Source organism: Synechococcus sp. W4D4 (genome assembly GCF_047716805.1).
Lineage (GTDB): Bacteria > Cyanobacteriota > Cyanobacteriia > PCC-6307 > Cyanobiaceae > Vulcanococcus.
This window is the reverse complement of sequence record NZ_CP180404.1, coordinates 470,266-492,649: the sequence shown is the minus strand read 5'-3', so window position 1 is coordinate 492,649 and position 22,384 is coordinate 470,266. Positions and strand designations below refer to the sequence as shown.

27 protein-coding genes and 1 rRNA gene are annotated in these 22,384 nt (G+C 62.8%); 13 read left to right on the top strand and 15 right to left on the bottom strand.

The window, feature by feature from the left end; genetic code table 11:
• Nucleotides 1-49: 49 nt before the first annotated feature.
• On the top strand, nucleotides 50-1,882 hold the full coding sequence (locus ACLM42_RS02750) for a DEAD/DEAH box helicase (protein ID WP_247911445.1): 1,833 nt from the start codon (nucleotides 50-52) through the stop codon (nucleotides 1,880-1,882).
• A gap of 20 nt (nucleotides 1,883-1,902) precedes the next feature.
• Here the strand turns inward: ACLM42_RS02750 and ACLM42_RS02745 are convergent, their stop codons facing one another.
• Nucleotides 1,903-2,103 carry a hypothetical protein gene (locus tag ACLM42_RS02745; RefSeq protein WP_415399649.1) on the bottom strand — a complete coding sequence of 67 codons (201 nt, stop codon included), beginning with the start codon at nucleotides 2,101-2,103 and terminating at the stop codon, nucleotides 1,903-1,905.
• A gap of 323 nt (nucleotides 2,104-2,426) precedes the next feature.
• Between ACLM42_RS02745 and ACLM42_RS02740 the strand changes: the two genes are divergently transcribed.
• Nucleotides 2,427-2,837 carry an RNA recognition motif domain-containing protein gene (locus ACLM42_RS02740; protein ID WP_415399648.1) on the top strand — a complete coding sequence of 137 codons (411 nt, stop codon included), beginning with the start codon at nucleotides 2,427-2,429 and terminating at the stop codon, nucleotides 2,835-2,837.
• A gap of 126 nt (nucleotides 2,838-2,963) precedes the next feature.
• Here the strand turns inward: ACLM42_RS02740 and ACLM42_RS02735 are convergent, their stop codons facing one another.
• Nucleotides 2,964-3,089: a hypothetical protein gene (locus ACLM42_RS02735; RefSeq protein ID WP_256463425.1), complete on the bottom strand. Its 126-nt coding sequence runs from the start codon at nucleotides 3,087-3,089 to the stop codon at nucleotides 2,964-2,966.
• Nucleotides 3,090-3,274: 185 nt separating this feature from the next.
• On the opposite strand from ACLM42_RS02735, the gene ACLM42_RS02730 reads away from it, so the two are divergent.
• Complete coding sequence (locus ACLM42_RS02730) at nucleotides 3,275-5,065, top strand: ABC transporter ATP-binding protein (RefSeq protein WP_415399647.1); 1,791 nt, start codon at nucleotides 3,275-3,277, stop codon at nucleotides 5,063-5,065.
• A gap of 111 nt (nucleotides 5,066-5,176) precedes the next feature.
• Complete coding sequence (locus ACLM42_RS02725; protein ID WP_415400119.1) at nucleotides 5,177-6,073, top strand: LCP family protein; 897 nt, start codon at nucleotides 5,177-5,179, stop codon at nucleotides 6,071-6,073.
• On the opposite strand, the gene ACLM42_RS02720 is transcribed toward ACLM42_RS02725, so the two are convergent.
• Nucleotides 6,070-6,288, bottom strand: a complete 219-nt coding sequence (locus ACLM42_RS02720; protein WP_415399646.1) for a DUF6737 family protein — start codon at nucleotides 6,286-6,288, stop codon at nucleotides 6,070-6,072. The genes ACLM42_RS02725 and ACLM42_RS02720 overlap by 4 nt on opposite strands.
• 82 nt (nucleotides 6,289-6,370) lie before the next feature.
• Between ACLM42_RS02720 and ACLM42_RS02715 the strand changes: the two genes are divergently transcribed.
• Together ACLM42_RS02715 and ACLM42_RS02710 are read left to right on the top strand one after the other, a co-directional pair.
• Complete coding sequence (locus tag ACLM42_RS02715; RefSeq protein ID WP_415399645.1) at nucleotides 6,371-6,553, top strand: hypothetical protein; 183 nt, start codon at nucleotides 6,371-6,373, stop codon at nucleotides 6,551-6,553.
• On the top strand, nucleotides 6,495-6,773 hold the full coding sequence (locus ACLM42_RS02710; RefSeq protein WP_415399644.1) for a hypothetical protein: 279 nt from the start codon (nucleotides 6,495-6,497) through the stop codon (nucleotides 6,771-6,773). Before ACLM42_RS02715 ends, ACLM42_RS02710 begins: the two co-directional genes overlap by 59 nt.
• Here the strand turns inward: ACLM42_RS02710 and ACLM42_RS02705 are convergent.
• Together ACLM42_RS02705 and psbP are read right to left on the bottom strand one after the other, a co-directional pair.
• A complete protein-coding gene (locus ACLM42_RS02705) occupies nucleotides 6,721-7,731 on the bottom strand; it encodes an FAD-dependent oxidoreductase (protein WP_415400118.1) in 1,011 nt (336 codons plus the stop codon). The two genes, ACLM42_RS02710 and ACLM42_RS02705, sit on opposite strands and share 53 nt — an antisense overlap.
• Nucleotides 7,732-7,751: 20 nt before the next feature.
• On the bottom strand, nucleotides 7,752-8,315 hold the full coding sequence (gene psbP, locus ACLM42_RS02700) for a photosystem II reaction center PsbP (protein ID WP_247911457.1): 564 nt from the start codon (nucleotides 8,313-8,315) through the stop codon (nucleotides 7,752-7,754).
• Between the two features lie 116 nt (nucleotides 8,316-8,431).
• Here psbP and recR point away from each other — a divergent pair, with 116 nt between their 5' ends.
• Both recR and lipA read left to right on the top strand, forming a co-directional pair.
• Nucleotides 8,432-9,001 (top strand): recombination mediator RecR, encoded by a 570-nt coding sequence (recR, locus tag ACLM42_RS02695; RefSeq protein WP_415400117.1) that lies wholly within the window; start codon nucleotides 8,432-8,434, stop codon nucleotides 8,999-9,001.
• A 4-nt stretch (nucleotides 9,002-9,005) separates the two neighbouring features.
• Nucleotides 9,006-9,959, top strand: coding sequence for a lipoyl synthase (gene lipA, locus ACLM42_RS02690; protein WP_415400116.1), 954 nt, complete (start codon nucleotides 9,006-9,008; stop codon nucleotides 9,957-9,959).
• A gap of 290 nt (nucleotides 9,960-10,249) precedes the next feature.
• On the opposite strand, the gene ACLM42_RS02685 is transcribed toward lipA, so the two are convergent.
• The 3 genes from ACLM42_RS02685 to ACLM42_RS02675 all read right to left on the bottom strand — a co-directional run bounded on the left by ACLM42_RS02685 (nucleotide 10,250) and on the right by ACLM42_RS02675 (nucleotide 11,815).
• The gene (locus tag ACLM42_RS02685) at nucleotides 10,250-10,642 is read right to left on the bottom strand and encodes a DUF1622 domain-containing protein (RefSeq protein WP_415399643.1); all 393 of its coding nucleotides are present in this window, start codon (nucleotides 10,640-10,642) and stop codon (nucleotides 10,250-10,252) included.
• A 61-nt stretch (nucleotides 10,643-10,703) separates the two neighbouring features.
• The gene (locus tag ACLM42_RS02680) at nucleotides 10,704-11,324 is read right to left on the bottom strand and encodes a DUF429 domain-containing protein (protein ID WP_415399642.1); all 621 of its coding nucleotides are present in this window, start codon (nucleotides 11,322-11,324) and stop codon (nucleotides 10,704-10,706) included.
• A complete protein-coding gene (locus tag ACLM42_RS02675) occupies nucleotides 11,321-11,815 on the bottom strand; it encodes a hypothetical protein (protein ID WP_415399641.1) in 495 nt (164 codons plus the stop codon). Before ACLM42_RS02675 ends, ACLM42_RS02680 begins: the two co-directional genes overlap by 4 nt.
• Nucleotides 11,816-11,860: 45 nt before the next feature.
• Here ACLM42_RS02675 and ACLM42_RS02670 point away from each other — a divergent pair, with 45 nt between their 5' ends.
• Together ACLM42_RS02670 and ACLM42_RS02665 are read left to right on the top strand one after the other, a co-directional pair.
• Nucleotides 11,861-12,121, top strand: coding sequence for a type II toxin-antitoxin system Phd/YefM family antitoxin (locus tag ACLM42_RS02670; RefSeq protein WP_247479049.1), 261 nt, complete (start codon nucleotides 11,861-11,863; stop codon nucleotides 12,119-12,121).
• Nucleotides 12,108-12,380, top strand: a complete 273-nt coding sequence (locus ACLM42_RS02665) for a Txe/YoeB family addiction module toxin (protein ID WP_415399640.1) — start codon at nucleotides 12,108-12,110, stop codon at nucleotides 12,378-12,380. The genes ACLM42_RS02670 and ACLM42_RS02665 overlap by 14 nt, the downstream gene beginning before the upstream one ends.
• Here ACLM42_RS02665 and ACLM42_RS02660 read toward each other — a convergent pair.
• From ACLM42_RS02660 to lysA, 6 genes are all read right to left on the bottom strand, one after another.
• A complete protein-coding gene (locus ACLM42_RS02660) occupies nucleotides 12,368-13,315 on the bottom strand; it encodes a DUF952 domain-containing protein (RefSeq protein WP_415399639.1) in 948 nt (315 codons plus the stop codon). The two genes, ACLM42_RS02665 and ACLM42_RS02660, sit on opposite strands and share 13 nt — an antisense overlap.
• A gap of 5 nt (nucleotides 13,316-13,320) precedes the next feature.
• Nucleotides 13,321-14,235: a rhodanese-related sulfurtransferase gene (locus tag ACLM42_RS02655; RefSeq protein WP_415399638.1), complete on the bottom strand. Its 915-nt coding sequence runs from the start codon at nucleotides 14,233-14,235 to the stop codon at nucleotides 13,321-13,323.
• The gene (bioB, locus tag ACLM42_RS02650) at nucleotides 14,232-15,134 is read right to left on the bottom strand and encodes a biotin synthase BioB (protein ID WP_415400115.1); all 903 of its coding nucleotides are present in this window, start codon (nucleotides 15,132-15,134) and stop codon (nucleotides 14,232-14,234) included. The genes ACLM42_RS02655 and bioB overlap by 4 nt, the downstream gene beginning before the upstream one ends.
• Before the next feature lie 80 nt (nucleotides 15,135-15,214).
• Nucleotides 15,215-16,009: an isoprenyl transferase gene (locus ACLM42_RS02645; RefSeq protein ID WP_247911464.1), complete on the bottom strand. Its 795-nt coding sequence runs from the start codon at nucleotides 16,007-16,009 to the stop codon at nucleotides 15,215-15,217.
• Nucleotides 16,006-16,773 (bottom strand): diadenylate cyclase, encoded by a 768-nt coding sequence (locus ACLM42_RS02640; RefSeq protein ID WP_371820708.1) that lies wholly within the window; start codon nucleotides 16,771-16,773, stop codon nucleotides 16,006-16,008. The genes ACLM42_RS02645 and ACLM42_RS02640 overlap by 4 nt, the downstream gene beginning before the upstream one ends.
• A 90-nt stretch (nucleotides 16,774-16,863) precedes the next feature.
• Nucleotides 16,864-18,243, bottom strand: coding sequence for a diaminopimelate decarboxylase (lysA, locus tag ACLM42_RS02635; protein WP_415399637.1), 1,380 nt, complete (start codon nucleotides 18,241-18,243; stop codon nucleotides 16,864-16,866).
• 46 nt (nucleotides 18,244-18,289) lie between these two features.
• Here lysA and ACLM42_RS02630 point away from each other — a divergent pair, with 46 nt between their 5' ends.
• From ACLM42_RS02630 to ACLM42_RS02620, 3 genes are all read left to right on the top strand, one after another.
• Nucleotides 18,290-18,754 (top strand): GNAT family N-acetyltransferase, encoded by a 465-nt coding sequence (locus ACLM42_RS02630; RefSeq protein ID WP_415399636.1) that lies wholly within the window; start codon nucleotides 18,290-18,292, stop codon nucleotides 18,752-18,754.
• A 182-nt stretch (nucleotides 18,755-18,936) separates the two neighbouring features.
• The gene (locus tag ACLM42_RS02625; RefSeq protein WP_415399635.1) at nucleotides 18,937-21,492 is read left to right on the top strand and encodes an ATP-dependent Clp protease ATP-binding subunit; all 2,556 of its coding nucleotides are present in this window, start codon (nucleotides 18,937-18,939) and stop codon (nucleotides 21,490-21,492) included.
• Between the two features lie 268 nt (nucleotides 21,493-21,760).
• Nucleotides 21,761-21,910 (top strand): hypothetical protein, encoded by a 150-nt coding sequence (locus ACLM42_RS02620; protein ID WP_415399634.1) that lies wholly within the window; start codon nucleotides 21,761-21,763, stop codon nucleotides 21,908-21,910.
• A gap of 230 nt (nucleotides 21,911-22,140) precedes the next feature.
• Here the strand turns inward: ACLM42_RS02620 and rrf are convergent.
• Nucleotides 22,141-22,257, bottom strand: a 5S ribosomal RNA gene (gene rrf, locus ACLM42_RS02615).
• Nucleotides 22,258-22,384: the final 127 nt, after the last annotated feature.

Genomic DNA, 22,384 nt, shown 5'->3' with positions numbered 1-22,384 from the left:
CGGGTGTCTGCCGGCCTGTCGACGAAGGATTCAGGCCCAGATCAACCACGTGACCAATACCCCCTGCGAGAGCTCCACCAGCTCTGTGGATCTCAGCGCGCTCGATTTGGCTAGCAGCCAGGACAGCGCCCCGAGCGAAAGCATCGAAATCACGACCGCACAACCCAGTGAGAAGACGGGCTTTACAGCCTTTGGCTTCTCCCCCGAAATTCTCGAGGCCCTCGAGGAGATCGGATACCGCGATCCCTCCCCGATCCAGCAGGCCGCCATTCCCGAGCTGATGCTTGGCCGCGACCTGGTGGGGCAAGCCCAGACCGGTACAGGTAAAACCGCCGCCTTCGCCCTGCCGATGCTGGCGGCCCTGGATGAGAACCAACGAACCCCCCAGGTGTTGGTGCTCACCCCGACCCGGGAGCTGGCCATCCAGGTGGCCGACTCGTTCAAGAGTTATGCCGCGAAGCTCCCCCACCTACGGGTGCTTCCTGTTTACGGCGGATCAGATTTCCGCGATCAAATCCACAAGCTCAAGCGAGGTGTGCAGATCGTGGTCGGCACCCCCGGCCGGGTGATGGATCACATGCGCCAGGGCACCCTCGATGTCTCCGGGCTGCGCAGCCTGGTGCTCGATGAGGCCGACGAGATGCTGCGGATGGGCTTCATCGACGACGTCGAATGGGTTCTGAGCCAGCTACCCGAGAAGCGGCAGGTGGTGCTCTTCTCGGCAACGATGCCCAGCGAGATCCGCCGGATCTCCCACCAGTACCTCAATAGCCCCGCTGAGATCACGATCAAGACCAAGGGGTCGGATTCCAGCCGCATTCAGCAGCGCTTCATCACCGTCAACGGTCCAATGAAGCTCGAGGCCCTGAGCCGCGTGCTCGAGGCCGAGACCAAAGAAGGGGTGATCATCTTTGCCCGCACCAAGGCGATCACGGTCACCGTGGCCGAAGCCCTGGAAGCCAAGGGCTACGGAGTGGCAGTGCTCAACGGTGACGTAGCCCAGAACCAACGGGAGCGCACGATTGAGCGCCTCAAGAACGGCACCGTTGACGTGCTGGTGGCCACCGACGTAGCTGCCCGCGGCCTGGATGTAGACCGGATCAGCCTGGTCGTGAACTACGACATCCCCTTTGACTCCGAGGCCTACGTGCACCGGATTGGTCGCACGGGCCGCGCTGGCCGCACCGGTAACGCGATCCTCTTCGTTACACCGCGCGAGCGCCGCTTCATCACCGGACTAGAGCGTGCCGTTGGCCGCGCCATCGATCCGATGGAGATCCCAACCAACGCCAGCATCAACCAGAGCCGCCTGGATCGTCTGCGGGAGCGCCTGAGCCAAACCGTGAACGGGCTGAATACTGAGGAGAACAGCAACCTCAGCGAACAGCAGGCCCTGCTCTCAGAAATCATCAAGCGGGTTGGCCAAGAAAGCGAAGTCAGCCCGGAGCAACTGGCCCTGGCTGCCCTGCAGATGGCCGTTGGCGATCAGCCCCTGCTGGTCCATGACGACGAGAACTGGATCCGCCAACAACCTCAGTCCCGCGATGGTCGCCGCAACGATCGCTTTGGCGATCGCGATCGCGGACCCCGCAATGCCCCCGGCGGCCGCCGCGGACCCCGCGATCAGGACGGCCCCCCCGAGGACCACATGGATCGCTTCCGCATCGAGGTGGGCTGGCGCGACCGGATCAAGCCCGGAAACATTGTGGGAGCCATTGCCAATGAGTCCGGCCTCAACGGCCGCAGCATTGGTCGCATTCAAATCTTCGACAGCCACAGCCTTGTGGACCTACCCAAGGGCATGCCCGAGGACGTTTTCCACAACCTGAAGCGCCTGAAGGTGTTGAATCGCGAACTTCAAATCTCTCGCGTCCAGGGCTAAATCAAGCCAGCCAACGGGCCTCAAGCACAGAGGCCCGTCACGGATTCACTGGACAATGCGGTGAGCTCAGCCACGCTCATGCTCTCGACGGCCATGACCAAAGCGGGCTGCACCTCTTCGGTTTCGATCGCCACAAGGGTCTGAAGCAGGTCAAAGCGATCCTGGGGTGCGAGCTCCCCGCTCTTGCTCCAAGCCAAACTCCAGGGGACTGGTGCCGTCATCAGGGGCTCCCGATAGCGGGTGTTCGTTTGCTGACAATGGGACAATAATTGGGGATCAACCGGATTCTTCGGTTTCCCTTCGGTCTTGCTTCAAGGCCCGTTACCGCTCCAACAACAGAACAGATGGAGCGAGCCAATCGTTCGTCGCCGATCGTCCGTCGCTGCGTGGTCAGTGGCTCATGAAGACGCCCCAAACAATCGCTGGAGCGCACCGTGAGTTTTGGAGGGCGGCACTGTAGGGTGATTCTGATTCCAAAAAGCTTTCAGGCTCCACACGGAACCCCACAGCATCAACGAATCAGTTTTCAGGTTCCGTCTAAGGAATGACCATTTACGTTGGAAACCTCTCGTTCCAAGCAGAACAAGAGGATTTGCTTGACCTGTTCAGCCAGTACGGCGAGGTCAGCAAGTGCAGCCTGCCCCTCGATCGCGAGACCGGCCGCAAGCGCGGCTTCGCTTTCGTCGAAATGGCGAGCGACGCTGAAGAGCAAAAAGCCATCGACGACCTCCAAAACGTCGAATGGATGGGTCGCATGATCCGCGTCAACAAAGCGACCCCCCGTGAGGGCGGTGGCGGCGGCGGCGGCGGTCGTGGTGGCTACGGCGGCGGCGGCGGCGGCTACGGCGGTGGCGGCGGCAATCGCGGCGGCGGCTATGGCGGCGGTGGCGGTGGCTACGGCGGTGGCGGCGGTGGCGGCTACGGCGGTGGCGGCGGCGGCGGCAATCGCTGGTGATTGAGTTGCGCTCTAGGCCTCAGGGCCAGGGCGCTACTCCCCCAAATCCCAAGAAAAATCCCTGTCCAAGGACCATCACGGGTCCTGGTACAGGGATTTTTTAATGCTGAGGGGACAAGCCAACGCTCAGGCGCGGACCTCGAGCGCCTCGCTCTCCATCAGATCCTGCAGCTGGTCCCGCTGCCACTCCTTGCAGCGCACTTCGGAGACGGGATGAATGGGCTGCAGCTCGCCTTCACGGGGCTCAGGCAAGGCACTTCGAAGTGAGCGCCTTCTCAGCTTGGCCGTCCAGCGATGGAAGCGATGAAACGATCTCGAACGGGTCATACACACCCTCCTGTCAGAGACACCACGGTTCTAACGCTGGTGCGATCAGGAAATCAGTTCCTCGTGAGCAGCTTCATATTCAATTCAGCCCGCCGGCGTTGAATGGCGCCATGACCACAGCTCAACCCCCACTGCGCCGTCTGCTGCGCGCCCTTAGGCCCCATCGCCGCTTGGTCCGGCTTGCAGCGCTCTGCTCTGTGCTGAACAAGTTGTTCGACTTGGCACCGCCGGTGCTGATTGCCCTAGCGGTGAATGTGGTTGTCCAGCAAGACACCTCCTGGCTGGCCAGCTGGGGAGTGACCTCGATCCCCGGGCAACTCGGGGTCCTAGCGGGACTCTCGTTTGTGATCTGGAGCGCGGAGTCACTGTTCGAGTACCTCTATGCGCTGCTCTGGCGCAACCTGGCCCAGACGGTGCAGCACGAGCTCAGGCTGGAGGCCTACGACCATCTCCAACGCTTGGAGATGGGCTTTTTCGAATCCAGCTCCAGCGGCCGACTGCTGGCGATCCTCAACGACGACATCAATCAGCTCGAACGTTTTCTTGACCACGGCGCCAACGAGGTGCTGCAGCTGATCACAACCGTCCTGGCTGTGGGGGGCGCCATGGTCTGGCTTTCGCCAACGGTGGCTGGGGTCTCCTTCCTACCCATTCCCCTGATCCTCTGGGGCTCCTTGCACTTCCAGAAGCGCCTGCAACCGCGCTACCGCGAGGTGCGCGAGCGGGCAGGAGACCTGGCCAGCCGACTCGCCAACAACCTCGGAGGAATGCTCACCATTAAGAGCTACGCCGCCGAGCAGTGGGAGACCGATCGCCTCTGCAACCAGAGCCGTGCTTACCAGAAGAGCAACAGCAAAGCGATTCGCCTCTCGGCAGCCTTTATTCCTCTGATTCGTTTCGCGATCCTTTTTGCCTTTCTGGCGATCTTGGTCATTGGCGGCCTTCAGGCCTGGCGCGGAGCGATTGATGTCGGCACCTATTCCTTCCTGGTCTTCATTACCCAACGCCTGCTCTGGCCGCTGACCAGCTTGGGGCGAACCCTGGATGACTACCAACGGGCCATGGCCTCGACCCAGCGGGTTCTGGATTTACTCGACACCCCTATCGCCATCCCCAGCGGCCATCGCCCACTGCCCAGCCAGAACGTCCGCGGTCAGATCCGCTTTGAAGGGGTGAGCTTCGGCTACAGCGGCCGGGACCTGCTGCTGCGGGACTTTGATCTGGAGATTCCCGCCGGCAGCACCCTGGGAATCGTCGGGGCCACGGGCTCCGGCAAGAGCACCATTGTGAAACTGCTGCTTCGCCTCTACGAATTGCAGAGCGGAACGATCCGCATCGATGATCAGCCTGTCCAGGAGTTGGAGCTGGGGGACCTGCGCAAGGCGATTGGCCTGGTGAGCCAGGAGGTCTTCCTCTTCCACGGAACCGTGGCCGAGAACATTGCCTACGGCAGCTTTGACGCTTCTCGCGCTGCCATCGAGCAGGCGGCGCAACTGGCGGAAGCCTCACGCTTTATCGAGGCCCTGCCTCAGGGCTACAACACGGTGGTCGGAGAGCGGGGTCAACGCCTCTCCGGGGGACAGCGCCAACGGATTGCCCTGGCCCGAGCGATTCTCAAAAATCCGCCTGTGCTGATCCTTGATGAGGCCACCGCTGCGGTGGACAACGAAACCGAAGCGGCCATTCAGCGCTCCCTCGAGCGGATCACCGCCGAGCGCACCACCTTGGTGATTGCGCACCGCCTCTCCACCGTGCGCCATGCGGATCGGATCGTGGTCATGGACCAGGGACGGATCGTGGAGAGCGGCAGCCACGAGGAGCTCATTGCGGCCGGCGGGGCCTACGTCAATCTCTGGCGCGTTCAGGCCGGACTGCGCCAGAACGAGGCCCTAGCTCTCTAACCACCCAAAGAACTGGCACCAAAGCAAGGGGGCCCACAAGATGGGCGGCAGAAAAAGAAATAAATTGTGAGAATGAAGAGTCCCATCCTGAAAACAGCCCCAGCCAGTCCGATGCCCCGCCGCCGCGATGAACGCGGCGCGATGTTGACGGCCATTGGCTTTGGGCTGGGTGGTGGACTCCTACTGGCCTCTCCAGTCGCGGACTACCTCAGTAGTCCCCAGGTAAGCGAGCGCCATCAGCTGGTCAATCCCTTCAGCAGCTGGAACAGCCTCAGTGACGCTGATGTGGTGATCCTCGGGACCGATGTGGGCGGCGGCAACACCGATGTGATGTACACTATGCGTGTGCAGAACGGGGTCACCAAGCTGCTGCAGGTGCCCCGCGACACCTACATCAATTCCAGCAGCTTTGGCCCGGTGAAGGCCAATGCCCTCTATGCCTATGGCGGCCCCGATGCCGTGAAGGCGGAGCTCTCCAAGCACCTTGGACGGCCGGTACGTCACCACATCCTGGTGAACCTGGCGGTGATCCGGCGCCTGGGGGATGCCCTGGGCGGCCTTGAGGTCAACGTGCCCAAGCGCATGTGGTATCACGACAACACCCAAGGCCTGCACATCGATCTGCAGCCCGGGAGACAGGTTCTCAAGGGCCGAGACCTCGAAGGCTTCCTGCGCTTCCGCCACGACGAGATGGGTGACATCGGTCGCCTGGATCGCCAGCGCTTGGTGCTCAAGGCCCTGTTCAAACAGATCACCCGTCCGGAGAGCCTGGTGCGCCTGCCCTCGCTCCTGGCCGTCGCCGGCAAGGACCTGCGCACGGACCTCGGCCCGATGGAAATCGGTGGCTTGATCAGCGCCATGGGCAGCACCGAACTCAATGCCGAGCGCCTCGGCGGTCAGCCCTTCATGCATGAGGGCATCAGCTATTGGAAAGCCGAATGGCCGGAAGCAACCGCGGCAGGAGCCGCGGCAGCGGGCAGCTCCGAGCGCTTCAAGTTCCTCTTCTAGGGCTCCTCAAGAGCACCGGAGCGATAGGCCGAAGGAACAGCGACAAGAAACAGTCCCCACCAGGCCAGAACAGCAACGGCCACTGGTGCGCTGATCCACCAGCGGTGCATCAGGAACCAACTGGCGGCGATCACCAGTACTCCGGTCAAGAGGATCGACCAGGGTTGGCACCACCAGGGCTTCAGGCTCCAGAACGCGGGTTGGGACTCAGGCATGGATTCAGAACGAGCTCATCTCAGCAGTTCTCCATAAGCTCCCCGCAGAACAACGACGCCGCGGCCTGTGGATGCCCTGCTGGTGCGCAACACCCTCAAGATGTTCACGGCGGTGTTCATCACGGCGGCCATTGCTCTGTGGTTTGAGCGAATTGAGTTTGTTTGGTATCCGCTGATGGCGGTGGTGATTGTTGTCGATGACAACGATGACCAGCAGGGGATACGACTCAGCCATTGGTCTGAGTGTCCAATGGCAGCTCTTTGAATCGCGCAGCATCAGCGAGGTGGATCTCTCGATCACCCAGGAACGCCTGATCGCCAGCCTGGTGCAGCGGCTGAACGCCACCGTTGGGGTGAACATCACCTACGCCCAGTTGCTGCGCGAACTCCTGCCAGTGCCGCGGGATCCGGCCACACCGCTCACCCCGGAGCTCACCTGGAGGGCTGCCACACCTGCAGCTGCTCCAGCTGCCGCTGCGCCGTAGCGCTGCCCGTCGCCAGCACCTGGGCCAGCAGCGGGGCCAGCACAGGGACCTGGGCAAAGCCGCCGCTGAAACCGCTGAAGCCGAACAGGCCCGGGGCATCCGGAAGGGGGCCCGCCCATGGATTTCCGGTCAAGGAGAACGCAACGGGCACCTGGCGCCAGATCCCGCTCGCTTTAGACAGACCCTTTGGCAGGGCTGAGGCGGCGATGGCCTGCCTCAGCTCCTGCTCCATCCCCAGTGGGGACTCTGCCAAAGCCAATCCGGGGAAAAAACGGCTGATTTGCCCCAGCAGCGCGCCATCCCCTCGGGGCACCAAACCCGCATCGACCACGGAGCAGGGTTCCTTGAGTTCCCCACTGCTGCGTTCGATCCCGGGGCGCTGAAACTGGGCCGGAAGCTGAAGGCGTGTTGCCGGCCAGTCCGGCAGCTCGAGAACCCCGGCCCAGCTACTGCGCAAAACCTCAGGCCACGCCGGCCAGAGGCTGCGGCAGGCCGCCCCGGCAGCCAGCACGACCTGGGCACTGCGCTGGTCGCTGCCATCGCTGCAACGCACCAGCCACTCCCCTCGATCCCACTCGATGGCCAGCGCGTCGGCACAGAGAAGACGCACCCCGCTCGAGCGCAAGAGCTCCGGCAGTTGGGCGTGAAAACGGGCGGTGTCGACCTGGGACGCGGGTAATGGAAGAAGCCGCGACCAAGGCTGACCGCTGTGGAGCTGCAGGCGAGATCGCGACCAGCCGATCGCCCCATAGCGGCGCCCAAGGTCTCTCCAGAGACCCGAGGCCTTCGCGGCTTGAAGCGCCAGCGGTGAGGTACCGAGCGGCCAGCCGGGGATCACCCCGTAGCTCCACTGCGTGGCGCAGGGCTTTTGAGCAGCGATCAAACAGACGTCGACCTCGAGCTCCCGCAGGGCCAAGGCCAGCAGACCGCCCGCTAGCCCCCCGCCAACGATCAACACCTCCTTCAACGGAGCAGCGATCAGATGCGCAGGGTGAAGGAGGTGATCACCTGGTGGAAGAGGCCCTTGACCTTCGGCCAGCGCAGCTCATTGGTGCTGGCCGCAAGGGTGTAGAGCCGGCCGCGATCCACGACAACGGTCGCCAGCTCATGGCGATCGCGATCGGGCAGGTGAACGGCATATTCCAAGTCGTAGAAGGTGCGGCCGCCGTCTTCGCGCTCAGAGGCCTCCACCAGTTCCGCCTCCCGGCCGCTGCCCTCTGGGGCAATCACCACGCGGCGCAGCTTCTCGCCCACGGCCACGGCACTACCGAGGTTCTCCAGGCTGTTGGTCTCATTCACCTCCGAGACCACCAAGCTGAGGGTTTCATCGGCGTTGATCAGGTCGTGGAAGACCACCTGAGGACCCTCGGTGACCTGCACCCGGGTCCACCCCGTGGGATAGAGGAAGGCGTAGCGGCCATCAGCGCTCTGGAAGGAGTTCAGACCCGCCGCGACCGCACTGCAGCTCACCAACACCAAAACCAAACCGAGGGCCAGGAATGAACGCAGTCCTTGGGAGATCCAGCGGGTAAGCACGGCCATTGATCAGCGCTTTAGCGGGGCCATTCTCACGCGCCGCCGCATTTGTTGCGATGCCTCTTAGATTCACCCCAGTTGCCCACAGGGATCTGAGCGGCTTCACCAGACCCCTGGCACGGCTGATTGATCAGTTCGAGCGGCTACCCGGCATCGGGCCTCGCACGGCCCAGCGGCTCGCGCTGCACCTGTTGAACCAGCCCAGTGAGCAGATTCAGGCCTTCGCGGACGCCCTGTTGGCCGCCCGCAGCCAAGTGGGGCAGTGTCAGCGCTGCTTCCACCTCTCGGCCGATCCACTCTGCGAGATCTGCCGCAACGAAGAACGCAGCACCGGTGTGATCTGTGTGGTCGCTGACTCCCGCGATCTGCTGGCCCTTGAGCGGACCCGCGAGTTCAAAGGCAGTTACCACGTCCTCGGGGGACTGATCTCACCGATGGATGGAATCGGGCCGGAACTCCTTCATATCCAGCCGCTGGTGGAGCGGGTGGACCGCGATGGCATCAGCGAGGTGATCCTGGCCCTCACCCCAAGCGTGGAAGGCGACACCACCAGTCTTTACCTGGCCCGCCTGCTCAAACCCTTCACCCAAGTCAGCCGCATCGCCTACGGCCTGCCGGTGGGAAGCGAACTGGAATACGCCGATGAGGTCACCCTGGCTCGGGCCCTCGAAGGCCGGCGCCGGATGGAGTGATGCGATGAGCCGCTACAGCCAGCTCCCACCCAAAGAACGTCTGCCGGAGTGGATCCGAACCCCCATCGGCAATGCCAGTGCCCTGGAGTCGGTTCAGGCTGTGGTCAAGCAACAACGGCTCCACACCATCTGCGAGGAAGGGCGCTGCCCCAACCGCGGCGAGTGCTACGCCTCAGGAACGGCGACCTTTCTGCTTGGGGGATCCATCTGCACCCGCAGTTGTGCCTTCTGCCAGGTGGACAAGGGCCTGGCACCTGAGCCCCTGGATGCCCAGGAAGCCGAACGGGTGGCCGAGGCTGTTGAGACCCTGGGATTGCGCTATGTCGTGCTGACCTCCGTCGCGCGGGACGATCAGAGCGACCACGGCGCCTCACTCTTCACCCGGGCCATGGCCGCCATCCGGGCACGCCATCCACTGATCGCCATTGAAGTGCTGACCCCCGACTTCTGGGGGGGGTACCGCGACGAAGCCGAGGCGATCGCAGCCCAACGGCAACGCCTGCAGACGGTGCTCGCAGCCGAGCCGGTCTGTTTCAACCATAACCTGGAAACCGTCGAGCGCCTGCAGGGCGAGGTCAGGCGCGGCGCCACCTACAGCCGCTCCCTTGGACTGCTTGCCGCCGCCCGTGAGCTAGCACCCCAGATCCCCACCAAGAGCGGCCTGATGCTCGGCCTGGGTGAAACCTTCGAAGAGGTGGTGGAGGCAATGCGTGATCTGCGCGCAGTGGACTGCCAGCGGCTCACCATCGGCCAGTACCTCCGGCCCTCACTGGCCCACATCCCCGTCGATCGCTACTGGACCCCGGAGGAGTTCGAGGAGCTCGGACTGATCGCCAAGGAGCTGGGATTCAGCGATGTGCGCTCCGGGCCATTGGTGCGCAGCAGCTATCACGCTGGCGAATCATCCGGTAGTGCCGGCAACTCTGGCGATGCAACCAGATCCGCTAAACCTTTGTAGGTCTCGGCCTGAACAGGAACCGACAGCCAAGGGATGAGTGCAAGAGCAGACAAAAACCGTGCCAGGTTCATCGTCAGTCGGCACCCACAGATCGTGCACAAAAGAAGCCTATATCTGCAGCGCCATAAACGACAAATCTCAATGAGCAATTGGCACTACTGTCACAATCCGAATAAACACAGTTGAGCAACATATGCCTCAAAGACTGACATCTCAAGAATTAAGTCATTAGTCAATACTTATCGAAGTCCTAGCATGGAGTGCAAGCAGCTTTAATCAAATCATTGACCTCACGAGTCGTTCATTGATCGCTGGTGCTCTGAAGGGCGATCCTCTTGGCGCAATTCCAGGGCCAAGAAGAAGTTCAGGAAGGTTCGAATCAAGGCCACCGCACCCAACTGGATCAGGGCATTGGGCTCGCGGCTGATCGTGGTCAAAACCACATCGGCACCCAGCTGAAACTCCAACGCCAGGGCGACCCAGGAGCCAAAGGTCACTCGGGCCAAGGTGACGGGACCGCGTTGGATGAGGTGGGGCGGAATCTCCCTGAGCCGCAACTTCCGCGCCCCGCTCAGGACAGCCAACAAGCCGATCGCGACAGAGATCAGCGAGAGAAACTCCAGCCCCAGGCGCAGGGTTTGGCCTGAGTGGCTCAGCAGCAGCTCCATCCAATGGAGGTCCATCTGGCCAATCCGTGAGGGGATCCCGGCAGTGTGGCGAGGCGTCCCCAGATCGCCAACGTCCTCAAACGGCAGGCAGGATCAACAAACCACCATCAGCCTCGCCGTAGACCGCAACAGCGGATCCCTCGGCCAGGCGCTGAGCGAAGAGAGCGCAGACCGCAGCATCAATCCAATCGATGCTGTTCAACCCAGCGAGCGAGAGACCAAAGCGCTCCAACAGAGCCGTGCGTTGCTCGAGCTTCAGCGCGGCCTTCACCTCAATCTGAGGGGAGAGGGCCATGGTGATGCCGTGGGGAAAACTCTCAAAACAGCAGCGCCCCTGGAGCGCCTCAGGCTCACGGGCGATCGGCACTCCACGCTGCTGCAACGCCTGATACAGCGCTTCGCCCCGAAGCATCCAGCCATAGAAATTGCTGCGGCTAGCCAGCCCCGCCTCCCGGGTCGGAGTCGCAAAGCAGTGAATGCCTGCGGCCAAGAGCTGCCGTTCACACAGGCGAGAACGCTCCCCCGGCAGAGCCCAACCGCAGGGGGCATCGATGGCAATCCGCTCGGCCCTGAGACACCAGTTCGCCAACGCCTGGGCATCAGGGGTGTTGAGTTGATCCACAACGCTTTGCCCCTCGAGCAGGACGGCATGGAAGCCCTTACGGGAGCCCCCCACATCGACTCCAGCGACGATCACAGCCGGCGGCTCACGCGCTCCAGCCCGGCTGTGATGTCTCCACGCATCAGCAACCCCGCGCCACCCCAGACCAAGCGCAGGGGCAGATCCAGCGCCGCGGCCCCCACATCCCGGGTCGGCTCAAAGCCCAGCTGACGGAAGTAGCGGACCAGACGGCGGTGCTGCTGATCGTTGTCGCGGATCGCCAGCAGACGGGCACTGCGGCAAGGGGTGGCTTCCAAGGCCCAGGCAAAGGTGGCCGCCCAGATCAAGGCACCGACCCCCTGGGTGTCCTTCCCCTGGACGCGCATCGTGTCGAGCTGCAGGCCATCAGGCAAGGGCAACGCCCAGCCCTTGAGTTCGCCGAGCAAAAGGGGCGGCTGTCCCTCCCGCGGCCGCGCCACCACCACCCGCAGGGTCGTGACCGCCAGGACCTGCTTGACCTGCAAGCGCAGCAAGAGCCCCCGCGCCGCGGCCCGTTGCTCAATCTCGACAAGCCCGGGAACACTCATCGACAGAACCAACCTAGGCTGATGTACAGAAGAGCGTACAAAGCGATGCAGGTGGTCAGCTTTTCGGAAGCGCGCCAGAGCTTCAAAGCCGTCCTGGATCGTGTCGAGGCCGATGCGGACGTCACCTTGATCACCCGGCGGGATGCCAGCAGCGCCGTCCTGATGTCTCTCGAGACCTACAACAGCCTGATGGAGACCGTGCACCTGCTGCGCAGTCCCGCCAACGCCGCCCATCTGCAGCAGTCCCTCGAGCAAGCCGATCGCGGGGAGCTGGTCGATCACGCGTTGATCGATGCTGAGCCCTGAGCGGCTGACCTGGACCCCGGCCGCCTGGGGCGACTCCCTCTATTGGCAGGGACAGGACCGCAAAACCCTACGGCGCATCAACCAACTGATCCAGGCTTGCCTGAGGAACCCGTTTGAGGGCATTGGCAAGCCAGAGCCCCTCAGGGAATCCCTCTCAGGATGCTGGTCCAGGCGCATCGATGCGGAGCATCGGCTCGTCTACCGCGTCGACGGAACTGTCCTGGTGATCCTGGCCTGCCGCTACCACTACCGCGTGTAGCGCTCCACCAAACACACCGCATCCAAGGGCAACGGCCCATACAGATGGGGGAAGAGCTCCCCGCTGCCCGGAGCGGCCTCCGGACGCACCTCAATCCCCTGGGCCGCCAACCGGTCTGGATCGATCACCAACAAGCGCAGATCGCTGAGATCGGCGTAGAAGCGCTGATGCGTCCCCTCCAGTTGATCGGCGTAGCTGGCGTGGATGAACCCCACCTGCTCCAGGCCCTGACCCCGGGTCGAGATCCGGTACTGCCCCTGCTGGCGGGCCTGCTGCCAATCGGAGGCCAGAGCCAGGTGATAGAGCCAGCGCGGTGAACGCCAGCAGCGGCGCTCCGCCCAGGGGGACTCCATCACCCGCTGAAACAGTTCAGCCTGCTCAAAACGCCTCAGCCAGTCCCGCAGCCCCTGCAGCCCGGGCTCCGCAGCAAAGCCGTCGGGATCGGCTAGACGGAACTGGCGCGCAAAGGGCAGCAGGGCCCAGTCCGCCAGGGTCGCCTGCGCACCGAGCAACCAACCTCCACCGGCTAGGCGCTGCTCCCACTGGTGCAGGATCACCAGGGCCGCCGCGCGATGCTCCAGGGGATCCACCTCGCCATGGCGATCGGGGTACTTGAAGCGATCCAGGTGGCGCTTGAACGGCCCATCGTTCTGGGCGATCAGGTCCGCGGTTGCAGCACCATCCGCCTGCAACCACCCCAGGGGGTCGGCCTGCTCCAGCGCCCAGCGCATGATCTCCAGGCTCTCTTCAAGCACCGCACCGTCGGCTTCTACTAAGACCGGGACGGTGCCCTTCGCCGAGGCCTCCAGGAGCTCCGGCGCTTTGGCCTTCAAGGACACCTCCCGCAGGTCCACCTCCAGCCCACCGGCCGCCAAGGCCAGGCGAGCCCGCATCGCATAGGGACAGCGGCGGAAGCTGTAGAGAACGGGTCGCATCCGCCCTAGCCGAGGTGCTGCTGGCCCCGCTCCCTGGCCAGCTGCATCTGCCGCTGGCGCTCGGCAAAGCGCAGGCGATCGGCGTCACTGAAGCGCTCAACGCAATGGGGGCAGCTGATGCCTTCGCGGTAGCTGGGCTCCAGGCGCTGCTCAGGGGACACCGGCAAGCCGCAGGCGTGGCAGAGGCTGTAGCTGCCGGGCTGGAGCTGGTGATTGACGCTCACCCGCTGGTCAAAGACGTAGCACTCACCCTGCCAACTGCTGCGCTCTTCGGGGATCTCCTCGAGGTAGCGCAGGATCCCGCCCTGGAGGTGATGGACGTTCTCAAAGCCCTGCTGCAACAGATAGGCGGTGCTCTTCTCGCAGCGAATCCCACCGGTACAGAACATCGCGATTGCCTTGGGTTGCGTCTTCTGCACCAGCGGCCGCAGCGTCTGCTCGACCCAAGACGGGAACTCACGAAAGCTCTCAGTTCCTGGATCAATCGCCCCAGCGAAGCTGCCGACCTCCACCTCGTAGCGATTGCGCGTATCCACCACCAGGGTGTCGGGATCAGTGATCAGTTCATCCCACTGCGCCGGCGGAACGTAGGTCCCCACCTGCTCAGCCGGTTTCACCGTGGGGCAGCCCATGCTGACGATCTCGCGCTTGAGCCGCACCTTGAGCCGATGGAAGGTCTGCTGCTCAGCGCGGCTGAACTTGGCCTCAAGCCCCCCCAGACCAGGCAACTGGCGCAGCCGCTCCAGGACTGCCTTCACACCAGCATCGGGCCCACTGATGGTGCCGTTGACCCCTTCCTCAGCCAGCAGGATCGTGCCGAGCACGCCTCCCTGCTGCGCCAGCTCCTTCAGCTCCTGCTGCAGCCCAGGCAAACCCTCCATGGCGGTGAAGCCATAGAAGGCCATCACCAGGGCGCTCACGCCGGCACCTGCTCCTGCCAGGGGTTGACGCCCGCCACGCTCATCAATTGCTGATCAGCCTCCACATCGGGATTCCCCGTGGTGAGCAGGGTCTCGCCGTAGAAGATCGAGTCAGCCCCCGCCAACAGGCAGAGGACCTGGCCCTCACGGCTCATGGTTTCCCGGCCAGCACTGAGGCGCACGCGGCTGTGGGGCATCAGGATTCGGGCCACCGCCACCATCCGCACAAGCTCAAGGGGATCGATGGCGGGTTGCTCTTCCAGCGGAGTGCCCTCCACAGCCACCAGGGCGTTAATCGGCACGCTCTCGGGGTGGGGATTCATCGAGGCCAGCACCTGCAGCAGCGAGGCGCGGTCAGTCAGGGTCTCGCCCATGCCGATGATCCCGCCGCAGCACATCGAGATCCCCGCCTTTCGTACCCGGGCCAGGGTCTCGAGCCGCTCCTCATAGGTACGGGTGGTGATGATCCGGTCGTAATGCTCCGGGCTGGTGTCGAGGTTGTGGTTGTAGGAAGTCAGTCCCGCCTCCGCCAGGCGGGCGGCCTGACTGTCGGTCAGCATCCCGGCGGTAACGCAGGCCTCCATCCCCAAGGCACGGACGCCGCGCACCATCGACAACATCGCCTCAAAGGGCGCCCCATCGCGGATGTCCCTCCAGGCCCAGCCCATGCAGAAGCGATGGGCTCCAGCGTCCTTTGCCGCCCGGGCCCGGGCCAAGACTGGTTCCACCTCCAGTTCCGGTTGCCCCGTCACATCGCTGCTGTTGTGCATCGACTGCGGGCAATAGGCGCAGTCCTCCTCACAGCCCCCGGTCTTGACGCTCAACAACGAGGCCAACTGGACCCGATAGCCAGGGTTGGCCTGACGATGCACGCCCTGGGCTTGCCAGAGCAGGTCCATCAAGGGCAACTCCAAGAGCGCCTGAATCTCAGAGGTGCTCCAGTCGTGGCGCACCGAAACGGAGGAGGAGGTCACGCGGTTTAGGAGGAGACGGACTCAACGCCACCGAAGCGGCGTTGGCGATTCTGAAAATCCATCAAAGCCGTCACCAGGGCCGCTTCATCGAAATCGGGCCAGAGGACGTCGGTGATGTGCAGCTCGGCATAGGCGAGTTGCCAGAGCAGGAAATTACTGATGCGCTGCTCCCCGCTGGTGCGGATCAACAGATCAGGATCCGGTTCGCCGGCGGTCAGGAGATGGGAGGCGAAAGCCTGCTCATTGATCGCCGCTGGATCCAGCTCACCGCGGGCGACCTGTTCTGCCAACAGCCGGGCAGCACGAACCAGCTCACGGCGACCGCCGTAGTTAGTGCAGACATTGAAACGAATGCCGGTGTTCGAAGCGGTGCGATCCGTGGCGTCCTCGATCAGCTGCTGGAGTCCCTCTGGGAGCTGCTCAAGATCGCCGAGGAAGCGAATGCGCACCTGTTCTTGCTCGAGCGCCTTGAGCTCTTTGGCCAGCACGCGCTCGAACAGGGTCATCAAGAAGCTGACCTCCTCCCCGGGGCGGTTCCAGTTCTCGGTGGAGAAGGCGTAGGCCGTGAGCGAGCCAATGCCCCAGTCGCTGCATAGACGCAGGGTGCGTTTCAGGGCTTCCACCCCTTCGCGATGCCCCATCACCCGGGGGAGCTTGCGCTGTCCAGCCCAACGACCGTTGCCGTCCATGATCACGGCGACGTGCGCCGGTAGGCGGCCAGGGTCCAACCCAGGCGGGAGGGCACAGCGCGAGGGCCTGTTCCCTTCGACAGTTAAGGCAGTCGTCAGGGAACGACTCATGCGAGAGGCTCGGACGAATCTACGGACACGCTACGACCACCACCTTTTCCGGAGGATTTCGGGGCCTGCGCTAGTGCTTCGCTCAACAATTCCTGCAGGCGCGAACTTGTAATCGGTCGCTCCAACCGGCCCTGTTTGGCCAGCGACAAGGTGCCGGTCTCTTCGGAGACCACGATGCAGAGACAGCGATCAAAGCGCTCAGTGATGCCTAGGGCTGCCAGGTGCCGGGTGCCGTAGCGGTTCACCCCCTGACGGGAGAGGGGCAGGATCACCCCGGCCGAGAGAATTCGATTGCCTTTGACCAGAACCGCGCCGTCATGCAGCGGTGTGTCGATGGAGAAGAGGTTCAGCAGGAGGTCGACCGAAAGCTGAGCGTCCAGAGGAATGCCCGGGTTCAAGAAGTCCTCTGGACGCAGGTCGCTGCCCAGGTCCAGAACAATCAGGCCGCCGCGACGAATTTGTGAGAGACGACCCGCCGCCTCACTGAGGACACCGACGGAGCTCGAGGCAATCTTGTCGGCCCGTTGACTGCCAAAGAGGACATCCAGGCGCCCGGTCCCCAGCAGCTCCATGAGCCGCCGCAACTCCCCTTGCCAGAGGATGGCCAGGGCCAGGCTGCAGGCCATGACCAGCGCGTCCACCAACTTGCTGGTGAGGGGCAGGTTGGCGTAGCGCTGAACAACCCAGGCCAGGGCAACCAGCGTCAGGTAGCCCCGCAACAACCAAAGCGTCCGTGGCTCATTGACCCGAGCCAGGACGACCATGCCAAGGGCGGTGGCCAAAAGGAGATCCAGCACAAAGCCCAGCTGGATTCCCCCGATCAACCCGAGCACCCTTGCTCTACTTTCTGGCTATCAGAGTACCGGCCGAAGGCGTTCGGGAAGAACGTCGTAGCGCAGCAGTTCCTCTGGCAACTCTCGTCGTTGCACCAACTCCGCCATGCCGTCATGCACCATCACGGCTGCAGGACGGGGGATCCGGTTGTAGTTCGAAGCCATCGAGGCGTTGTAAGCGCCGGTGGCAAAGACTGCCAAAACATCACCAGCCTCAGCTGGAGGCAAGGCGAGGTCCTTGAGCAAAACGTCGCCGGACTCGCAGTGTTTGCCGGCCAGGGTGACGGTGTCACTGGCCTCGGCTTCAGGACGATCCGCCAGGACAGCCGTGTAAAGGGACTGGTAGGTAATCGGACGGGGGTTGTCGCTCATCCCGCCATCCACGGAGAGATAGGTGCGGATCCCGGGAATGTCCTTCCGACTTCCAACGCTGTAGAGGGTCACGCCAGCTGTGGCCACCAGGGAGCGGCCGGGCTCACAGAGAAGACGGGGCAGATCAAGGCCCCGCTCCTGGCAAGCACCAGCAACGGCCTCGGCCACGGTGCGAACCCATTCATCGATGGACGGGGGATCATCCGATTCGACGTAGCGAATCCCCAGGCCACCACCAACGTTCAGATCGGAGACGGGATGGCCGAGCTCACGAGCAAGCTTCAGGGCATCAGCCATCACGGCCGCCAGGTCGCGGTGGGGTTGGAGCTCAAAAATCTGGGAACCGATGTGGGCGTGCAGGCCGCTGACCTGGGCCCAGCTGCAGCCCTTGAGGTGCTGCAGCACCGGCTCGAGCTGGTCAGGGTCAAAACCGAACTTGCTGTCGAGGTGCCCGGTGCGGATGTACTCGTGCGTGTGGCACTCGATGCCGGGCGTGAAGCGCAGCATCAACCGCACAGGCTGACTCAAGCCGAGGGAGGCCAGCAGCTCGAGATCCGACCAGTTGTCCGCGACAACGGTGACCCCGAGATCGGCAGCCAGCTGGAGCTCTTCCAGGCTCTTGTTATTTCCGTGAAAAACGATGCGCTCCGGGGGCATTCCCCCTTGAACCGCCGTGAGCAGCTCACCAGCGGAGACGGCATCGAGGCCGAGCCCTTCGGAGGCGACCACGGCTGTAATCGCCAGGCTGCTGTTGGCCTTCGAGGCGTAGAGCGCCAGAGCAGCACCCGGGTAGTGGGAGGCCAGAGCCTTGCGGTAGGCCTGCGCCGTGCCGCGCAAGGTGGCTTCATCCAGCACGTACAAGGGTGTGCCGTAGCGCCGGGCGAGCTCGCTCAGCCCGCAGCCGCCAACCTCCAAGCCGCCCTCGGGCCCGATGGCCGTGGTCACCGGGGTGAGGTTGCGGTTGGGACTGTTGGTATCGCGGTTGCTCTCAAAGGGCCGGGTGCTCACTTGGAGATCGGCTGTCGCCATCGAACTAATCATGGGGCGATCCTAAAGAGGCCCTATCGAGGTCCCGGTGGCGAGTGACACAGCCGCGTCGACGCCCCGCATTGGGACGCTGCTCCCCGACCACCTCAACGCTTGCCTCGTCCTCGACCAAGCCGCCCTGGGGGGGCTCTGGAGCGAAGGGCAATGGATCAGCGAACTCGCCGACCAGAAGCGGCCCGGGCTGGGCCTATGGCAAGGGGATCAACTGCTGGCCCTGGCCTGCGGCCTTCTCGTGCTGGATGAACTGCAAATCACGACCCTGGCCGTCGACCCAACGCACCGCCGATTGGGCTTAGGGCGTCAAGTTCTCCAGTCCTTACTCAATCAGGCGCGAGGGGATGGCGCCCGTCAGGCAACCCTCGAGGTGGCCTCAGACAACGCGGCGGCACTGGGGCTCTACGGGCGGCTGGGCTTCAGGACTGCTGGGATTCGTCGCGGCTACTACCGCAACGGAAGCGATGCCCTGATCCAATGGCTTGAATTACACGACTGAGAGGCGGTACGGATTGCCGCCCATTCCTGATAGCGAGAACCGGAAACATTGAGCGGCTTCGGTGTGACGATCAGGCCGCCTAAACCCTGATGGGACGGTCGATTCCGACCTTTTCAAATTGATCTCACACACCCCCAAGCAACCCTGATAAATTGGGGATACATGCAGCCAGGCCCCGCCCCATGTTCGAGCGGTTTACCGAGAAGGCCATCAAGGTGATCATGCTGGCCCAAGAAGAGGCCCGCCGCCTGGGTCACAACTTCGTTGGCACTGAGCAGATCCTGCTGGGTTTGATCGGAGAGGGCACGGGCGTCGCCGCCAAGGTCCTGAAGTCCATGGGCGTGAACCTCAAGGACGCTCGGGTCGAAGTCGAGAAAATCATCGGCCGCGGCTCCGGCTTCGTAGCCGTTGAGATTCCATTTACACCGAGGGCGAAACGCGTTCTCGAACTGTCGCTGGAAGAAGCGCGCCAACTCGGGCACAACTACATCGGCACTGAGCACCTGCTGTTAGGCCTGATTCGCGAAGGCGAGGGTGTCGCTGCTCGTGTCCTTGAAAACCTCGGCGTGGATCTCGCCAAGGTCCGCACCCAGGTGATCCGCATGCTCGGCGAAACCGCCGAAGTAGCCAGCGGCGGCGGCGGCGGTAAGGGCTCGACCAAGACCCCGACCCTCGACGAATTCGGCAGCAACCTGACCCAACAAGCCTCCGACGGCAAGCTCGATCCCGTCGTCGGTCGCCAGCACGAGATCGAACGGGTGATCCAGATCCTGGGTCGCCGCACCAAGAACAACCCGGTCCTCATTGGCGAACCCGGGGTCGGCAAGACCGCCATCGCCGAAGGCTTGGCTCAGCGCATCAATTCCGGCGATATCCCGGACATCCTCGAAGACAAACGTGTCCTGACCCTAGACATCGGTCTCTTGGTGGCCGGCACCAAGTATCGGGGCGAATTTGAGGAACGCCTAAAAAAGATCATGGAGGAGATCCGCGGCGCCGGGAACGTGATCCTGGTGATCGACGAGGTCCACACCCTGATTGGAGCCGGCGCAGCCGAGGGCGCCATCGATGCCGCCAACATCCTCAAGCCGGCTCTGGCACGAGGTGAGTTGCAGTGCATCGGCGCAACCACCCTCGATGAGTACCGCAAACACATTGAGCGTGATGCCGCCCTGGAGCGTCGCTTCCAGCCCGTGCAGGTGGGTGAGCCCTCCGTTGAGGACACCATCGAGATTCTGCGCGGTCTGAAGGAGCGCTATGAATCGCACCACCGTCTGACGATTGCGGATGAGGCCTTGGTGGCAGCCGCCACCCTGGGGGATCGCTACATCTCCGATCGCTTCCTGCCTGACAAAGCCATCGACCTGATCGATGAGGCCGGCAGCCGCGTACGCCTGATGAATTCCAAGCTGCCCCCAGCGGCCAAGGAAGTCGACAAGCAGCTGCGTGACATCGAGAAGCAGAAGGATGAGGCCGTGCGTGAGCAGGACTTCACCAAAGCCGGGGAGCTGCGTGACAAGGAAGTGGAACTGCGCGAGCAGATCCGCTCCATCCTTCAGAACCGCAAGGACGAGAAGCCCGCTGACGAATCGGCAGAGACCTCTGCAGAGACCACGACGGCCGAGACGCCTGTGGCGGTTGTCGGCACACCGGTGTTCGCTGAGGCCGGTCCGATGGTGACCGAAGAGGACATCGCCCAGATCGTGGCCTCTTGGACCGGCGTCCCGGTCCAGAAGCTCACCGAGAGCGAGTCCGCAAAGTTGCTGAACATGGAGGAAACCCTCCACCAGCGCTTGATCGGTCAGGACGAAGCCGTGAAGGCTGTCTCCCGCGCTATTCGTCGTGCTCGGGTGGGCCTGAAGAACCCCAACCGACCAATCGCCAGCTTCATCTTCTCCGGCCCCACCGGTGTCGGTAAGACCGAGCTGACGAAGTCCTTGGCGGCCTACTTCTTCGGCAGCGAAGAGGCGATGATCCGCCTGGACATGTCGGAGTTCATGGAGCGCCACACGGTCAGCAAGCTGATCGGTTCTCCTCCGGGATATGTGGGCTTCAACGAAGGTGGCCAGCTGACTGAAGCGGTTCGCCGCCGCCCCTACACCGTGGTGCTGTTCGATGAGATCGAGAAGGCCCACCCGGATGTGTTCAACCTGCTGCTGCAACTTCTTGAAGACGGTCGCCTGACCGATTCCAAGGGCCGCACGGTGGACTTCAAGAACACCTTGATCATCATGACCTCGAACATTGGTTCGAAGGTCATCGAAAAGGGTGGCGGTGGCCTCGGTTTTGAGTTCTCTGGCGGCGATGCCGAAGAGACCAACTACAACCGAATCCGCTCCTTGGTGAACGAAGAACTCAAGCAGTACTTCCGCCCCGAGTTCCTGAACCGTCTGGACGAGATCATCGTCTTCCGTCAGCTCAGCCGCGACGAGGTGAAGGAGATTTCCGAGATCATGCTCAAGGAGGTCTTCACGCGGATGCTGGAGAAGGGCATCACCCTGACGGTGACCGAGGCCTTCAAGGAGCGCCTGGTCGATGAGGGCTACAACCCCAGCTATGGAGCTCGCCCGCTGCGCCGTGCAGTGATGCGCCTGCTGGAAGACTCCCTCGCCGAAGAGTTCCTTTCCGGCCGCATTGGTGAAGGCGACACCGCCCTGGTGGATGTCGACGACGACAAGCAGGTGGTCATCCGCAAGGACTCCACCACTCCTTCCATCCCTGAATTCGCTTCCGTCTGAAGTTCAGGTCTGACTCGCAACAACAGATAAGCCTGGTCATTGACCGGGCTTTTTTTATTGCCCCATAATGCTCAGCCACCTCAGGGAAGGAACCACAGAGGGAACACAAGGGCCTCAGAAATGCAAGAGAAAAACAGATGCAGATGACCTTAAAGAGCAGCTCTTGAGCAATGACCTCTCAACAAAAAGACAGGAGCGCCAAACGAAAGAGAGCTCGCTCAATCATATTCAACCCGCAAGATAACAAGTCAATGATGCACTTAATCCAATGTTCAACGATGAATCAGTGGTGTTGAGCTACACCCGGCTGACGCAGAAGTTGGTGAATGGAGATCCGCTGACGGCGCGTTGCTGCGAGACGCGGATCTGGCAGAAGCTTGGCGGGACCTGGAAACAGGTGCACGTGCACCGCTCCTGAGTTGGGCTGGCGACTGCTTTGACTGCAAAAAGCCGCCAGGGCAGAAGCTCCGGCGGCTTTCTTTTTTGATGTTTTAGCGCTTCAGAGCAAGTTCAGCCCGAACGCCCCCGGCTGCTGCTGTCGTGTAGACACAAAAAAGCCACCCTTTTGGGGTGGCTTTCTCGTCTCAACCCATGGCTTAACCGTTCAAGGACAAACAGCATGGATTGAGTGATTGGAGCGAATGTTTTACCTGGCATCGACCTATTTTCTCAGGGGGCTACCCCCCAAATATCGTCGGCGCTACAGCGTTTCACAGCCGAGTTCGAGATGGATCGGAGTGGTTCCACTGCGCCATGGACACCAGGATAGTTCTTCGCTCTCAGGTGAACCCTGAGAACTGCATAGGTTACGAGTCTGCCTTTTACCTGCTTTCGCAGGCTTCAGGCAGTCGCTCTGGAAGTCAAAGCTCTCCACAGTGACCTGACGGCCTTT

Coding starts and splice junctions, on each gene's coding strand:
- ACLM42_RS02745 (WP_415399649.1), bottom strand. CDS start 2,103: ATGACGGCACCAGTCCCCTGGAGTTTGGCTTGGAGCAAGAGCGGGGAG.
- ACLM42_RS02740 (WP_415399648.1), top strand. CDS start 2,427: ATGACCATTTACGTTGGAAACCTCTCGTTCCAAGCAGAACAAGAGGAT.
- ACLM42_RS02730 (WP_415399647.1), top strand. CDS start 3,275: ATGACCACAGCTCAACCCCCACTGCGCCGTCTGCTGCGCGCCCTTAGG.
- ACLM42_RS02725 (WP_415400119.1), top strand. CDS start 5,177: ATGCCCCGCCGCCGCGATGAACGCGGCGCGATGTTGACGGCCATTGGC.
- ACLM42_RS02720 (WP_415399646.1), bottom strand. CDS start 6,288: ATGCCTGAGTCCCAACCCGCGTTCTGGAGCCTGAAGCCCTGGTGGTGC.
- ACLM42_RS02710 (WP_415399644.1), top strand. CDS start 6,495: ATGACCAGCAGGGGATACGACTCAGCCATTGGTCTGAGTGTCCAATGG.
- psbP (WP_247911457.1), bottom strand. CDS start 8,315: ATGGCCGTGCTTACCCGCTGGATCTCCCAAGGACTGCGTTCATTCCTG.
- lipA (WP_415400116.1), top strand. CDS start 9,006: ATGAGCCGCTACAGCCAGCTCCCACCCAAAGAACGTCTGCCGGAGTGG.
- ACLM42_RS02685 (WP_415399643.1), bottom strand. CDS start 10,642: ATGGACCTCCATTGGATGGAGCTGCTGCTGAGCCACTCAGGCCAAACC.
- ACLM42_RS02675 (WP_415399641.1), bottom strand. CDS start 11,815: ATGAGTGTTCCCGGGCTTGTCGAGATTGAGCAACGGGCCGCGGCGCGG.
- ACLM42_RS02670 (WP_247479049.1), top strand. CDS start 11,861: ATGCAGGTGGTCAGCTTTTCGGAAGCGCGCCAGAGCTTCAAAGCCGTC.
- ACLM42_RS02665 (WP_415399640.1), top strand. CDS start 12,108: ATGCTGAGCCCTGAGCGGCTGACCTGGACCCCGGCCGCCTGGGGCGAC.
- ACLM42_RS02660 (WP_415399639.1), bottom strand. CDS start 13,315: ATGCGACCCGTTCTCTACAGCTTCCGCCGCTGTCCCTATGCGATGCGG.
- bioB (WP_415400115.1), bottom strand. CDS start 15,134: ATGGACCTGCTCTGGCAAGCCCAGGGCGTGCATCGTCAGGCCAACCCT.
- ACLM42_RS02645 (WP_247911464.1), bottom strand. CDS start 16,009: ATGAGTCGTTCCCTGACGACTGCCTTAACTGTCGAAGGGAACAGGCCC.
- ACLM42_RS02640 (WP_371820708.1), bottom strand. CDS start 16,773: ATGGTCGTCCTGGCTCGGGTCAATGAGCCACGGACGCTTTGGTTGTTG.
- lysA (WP_415399637.1), bottom strand. CDS start 18,243: ATGGCGACAGCCGATCTCCAAGTGAGCACCCGGCCCTTTGAGAGCAAC.
- ACLM42_RS02625 (WP_415399635.1), top strand. CDS start 18,937: ATGTTCGAGCGGTTTACCGAGAAGGCCATCAAGGTGATCATGCTGGCC.
- ACLM42_RS02620 (WP_415399634.1), top strand. CDS start 21,761: ATGTTCAACGATGAATCAGTGGTGTTGAGCTACACCCGGCTGACGCAG.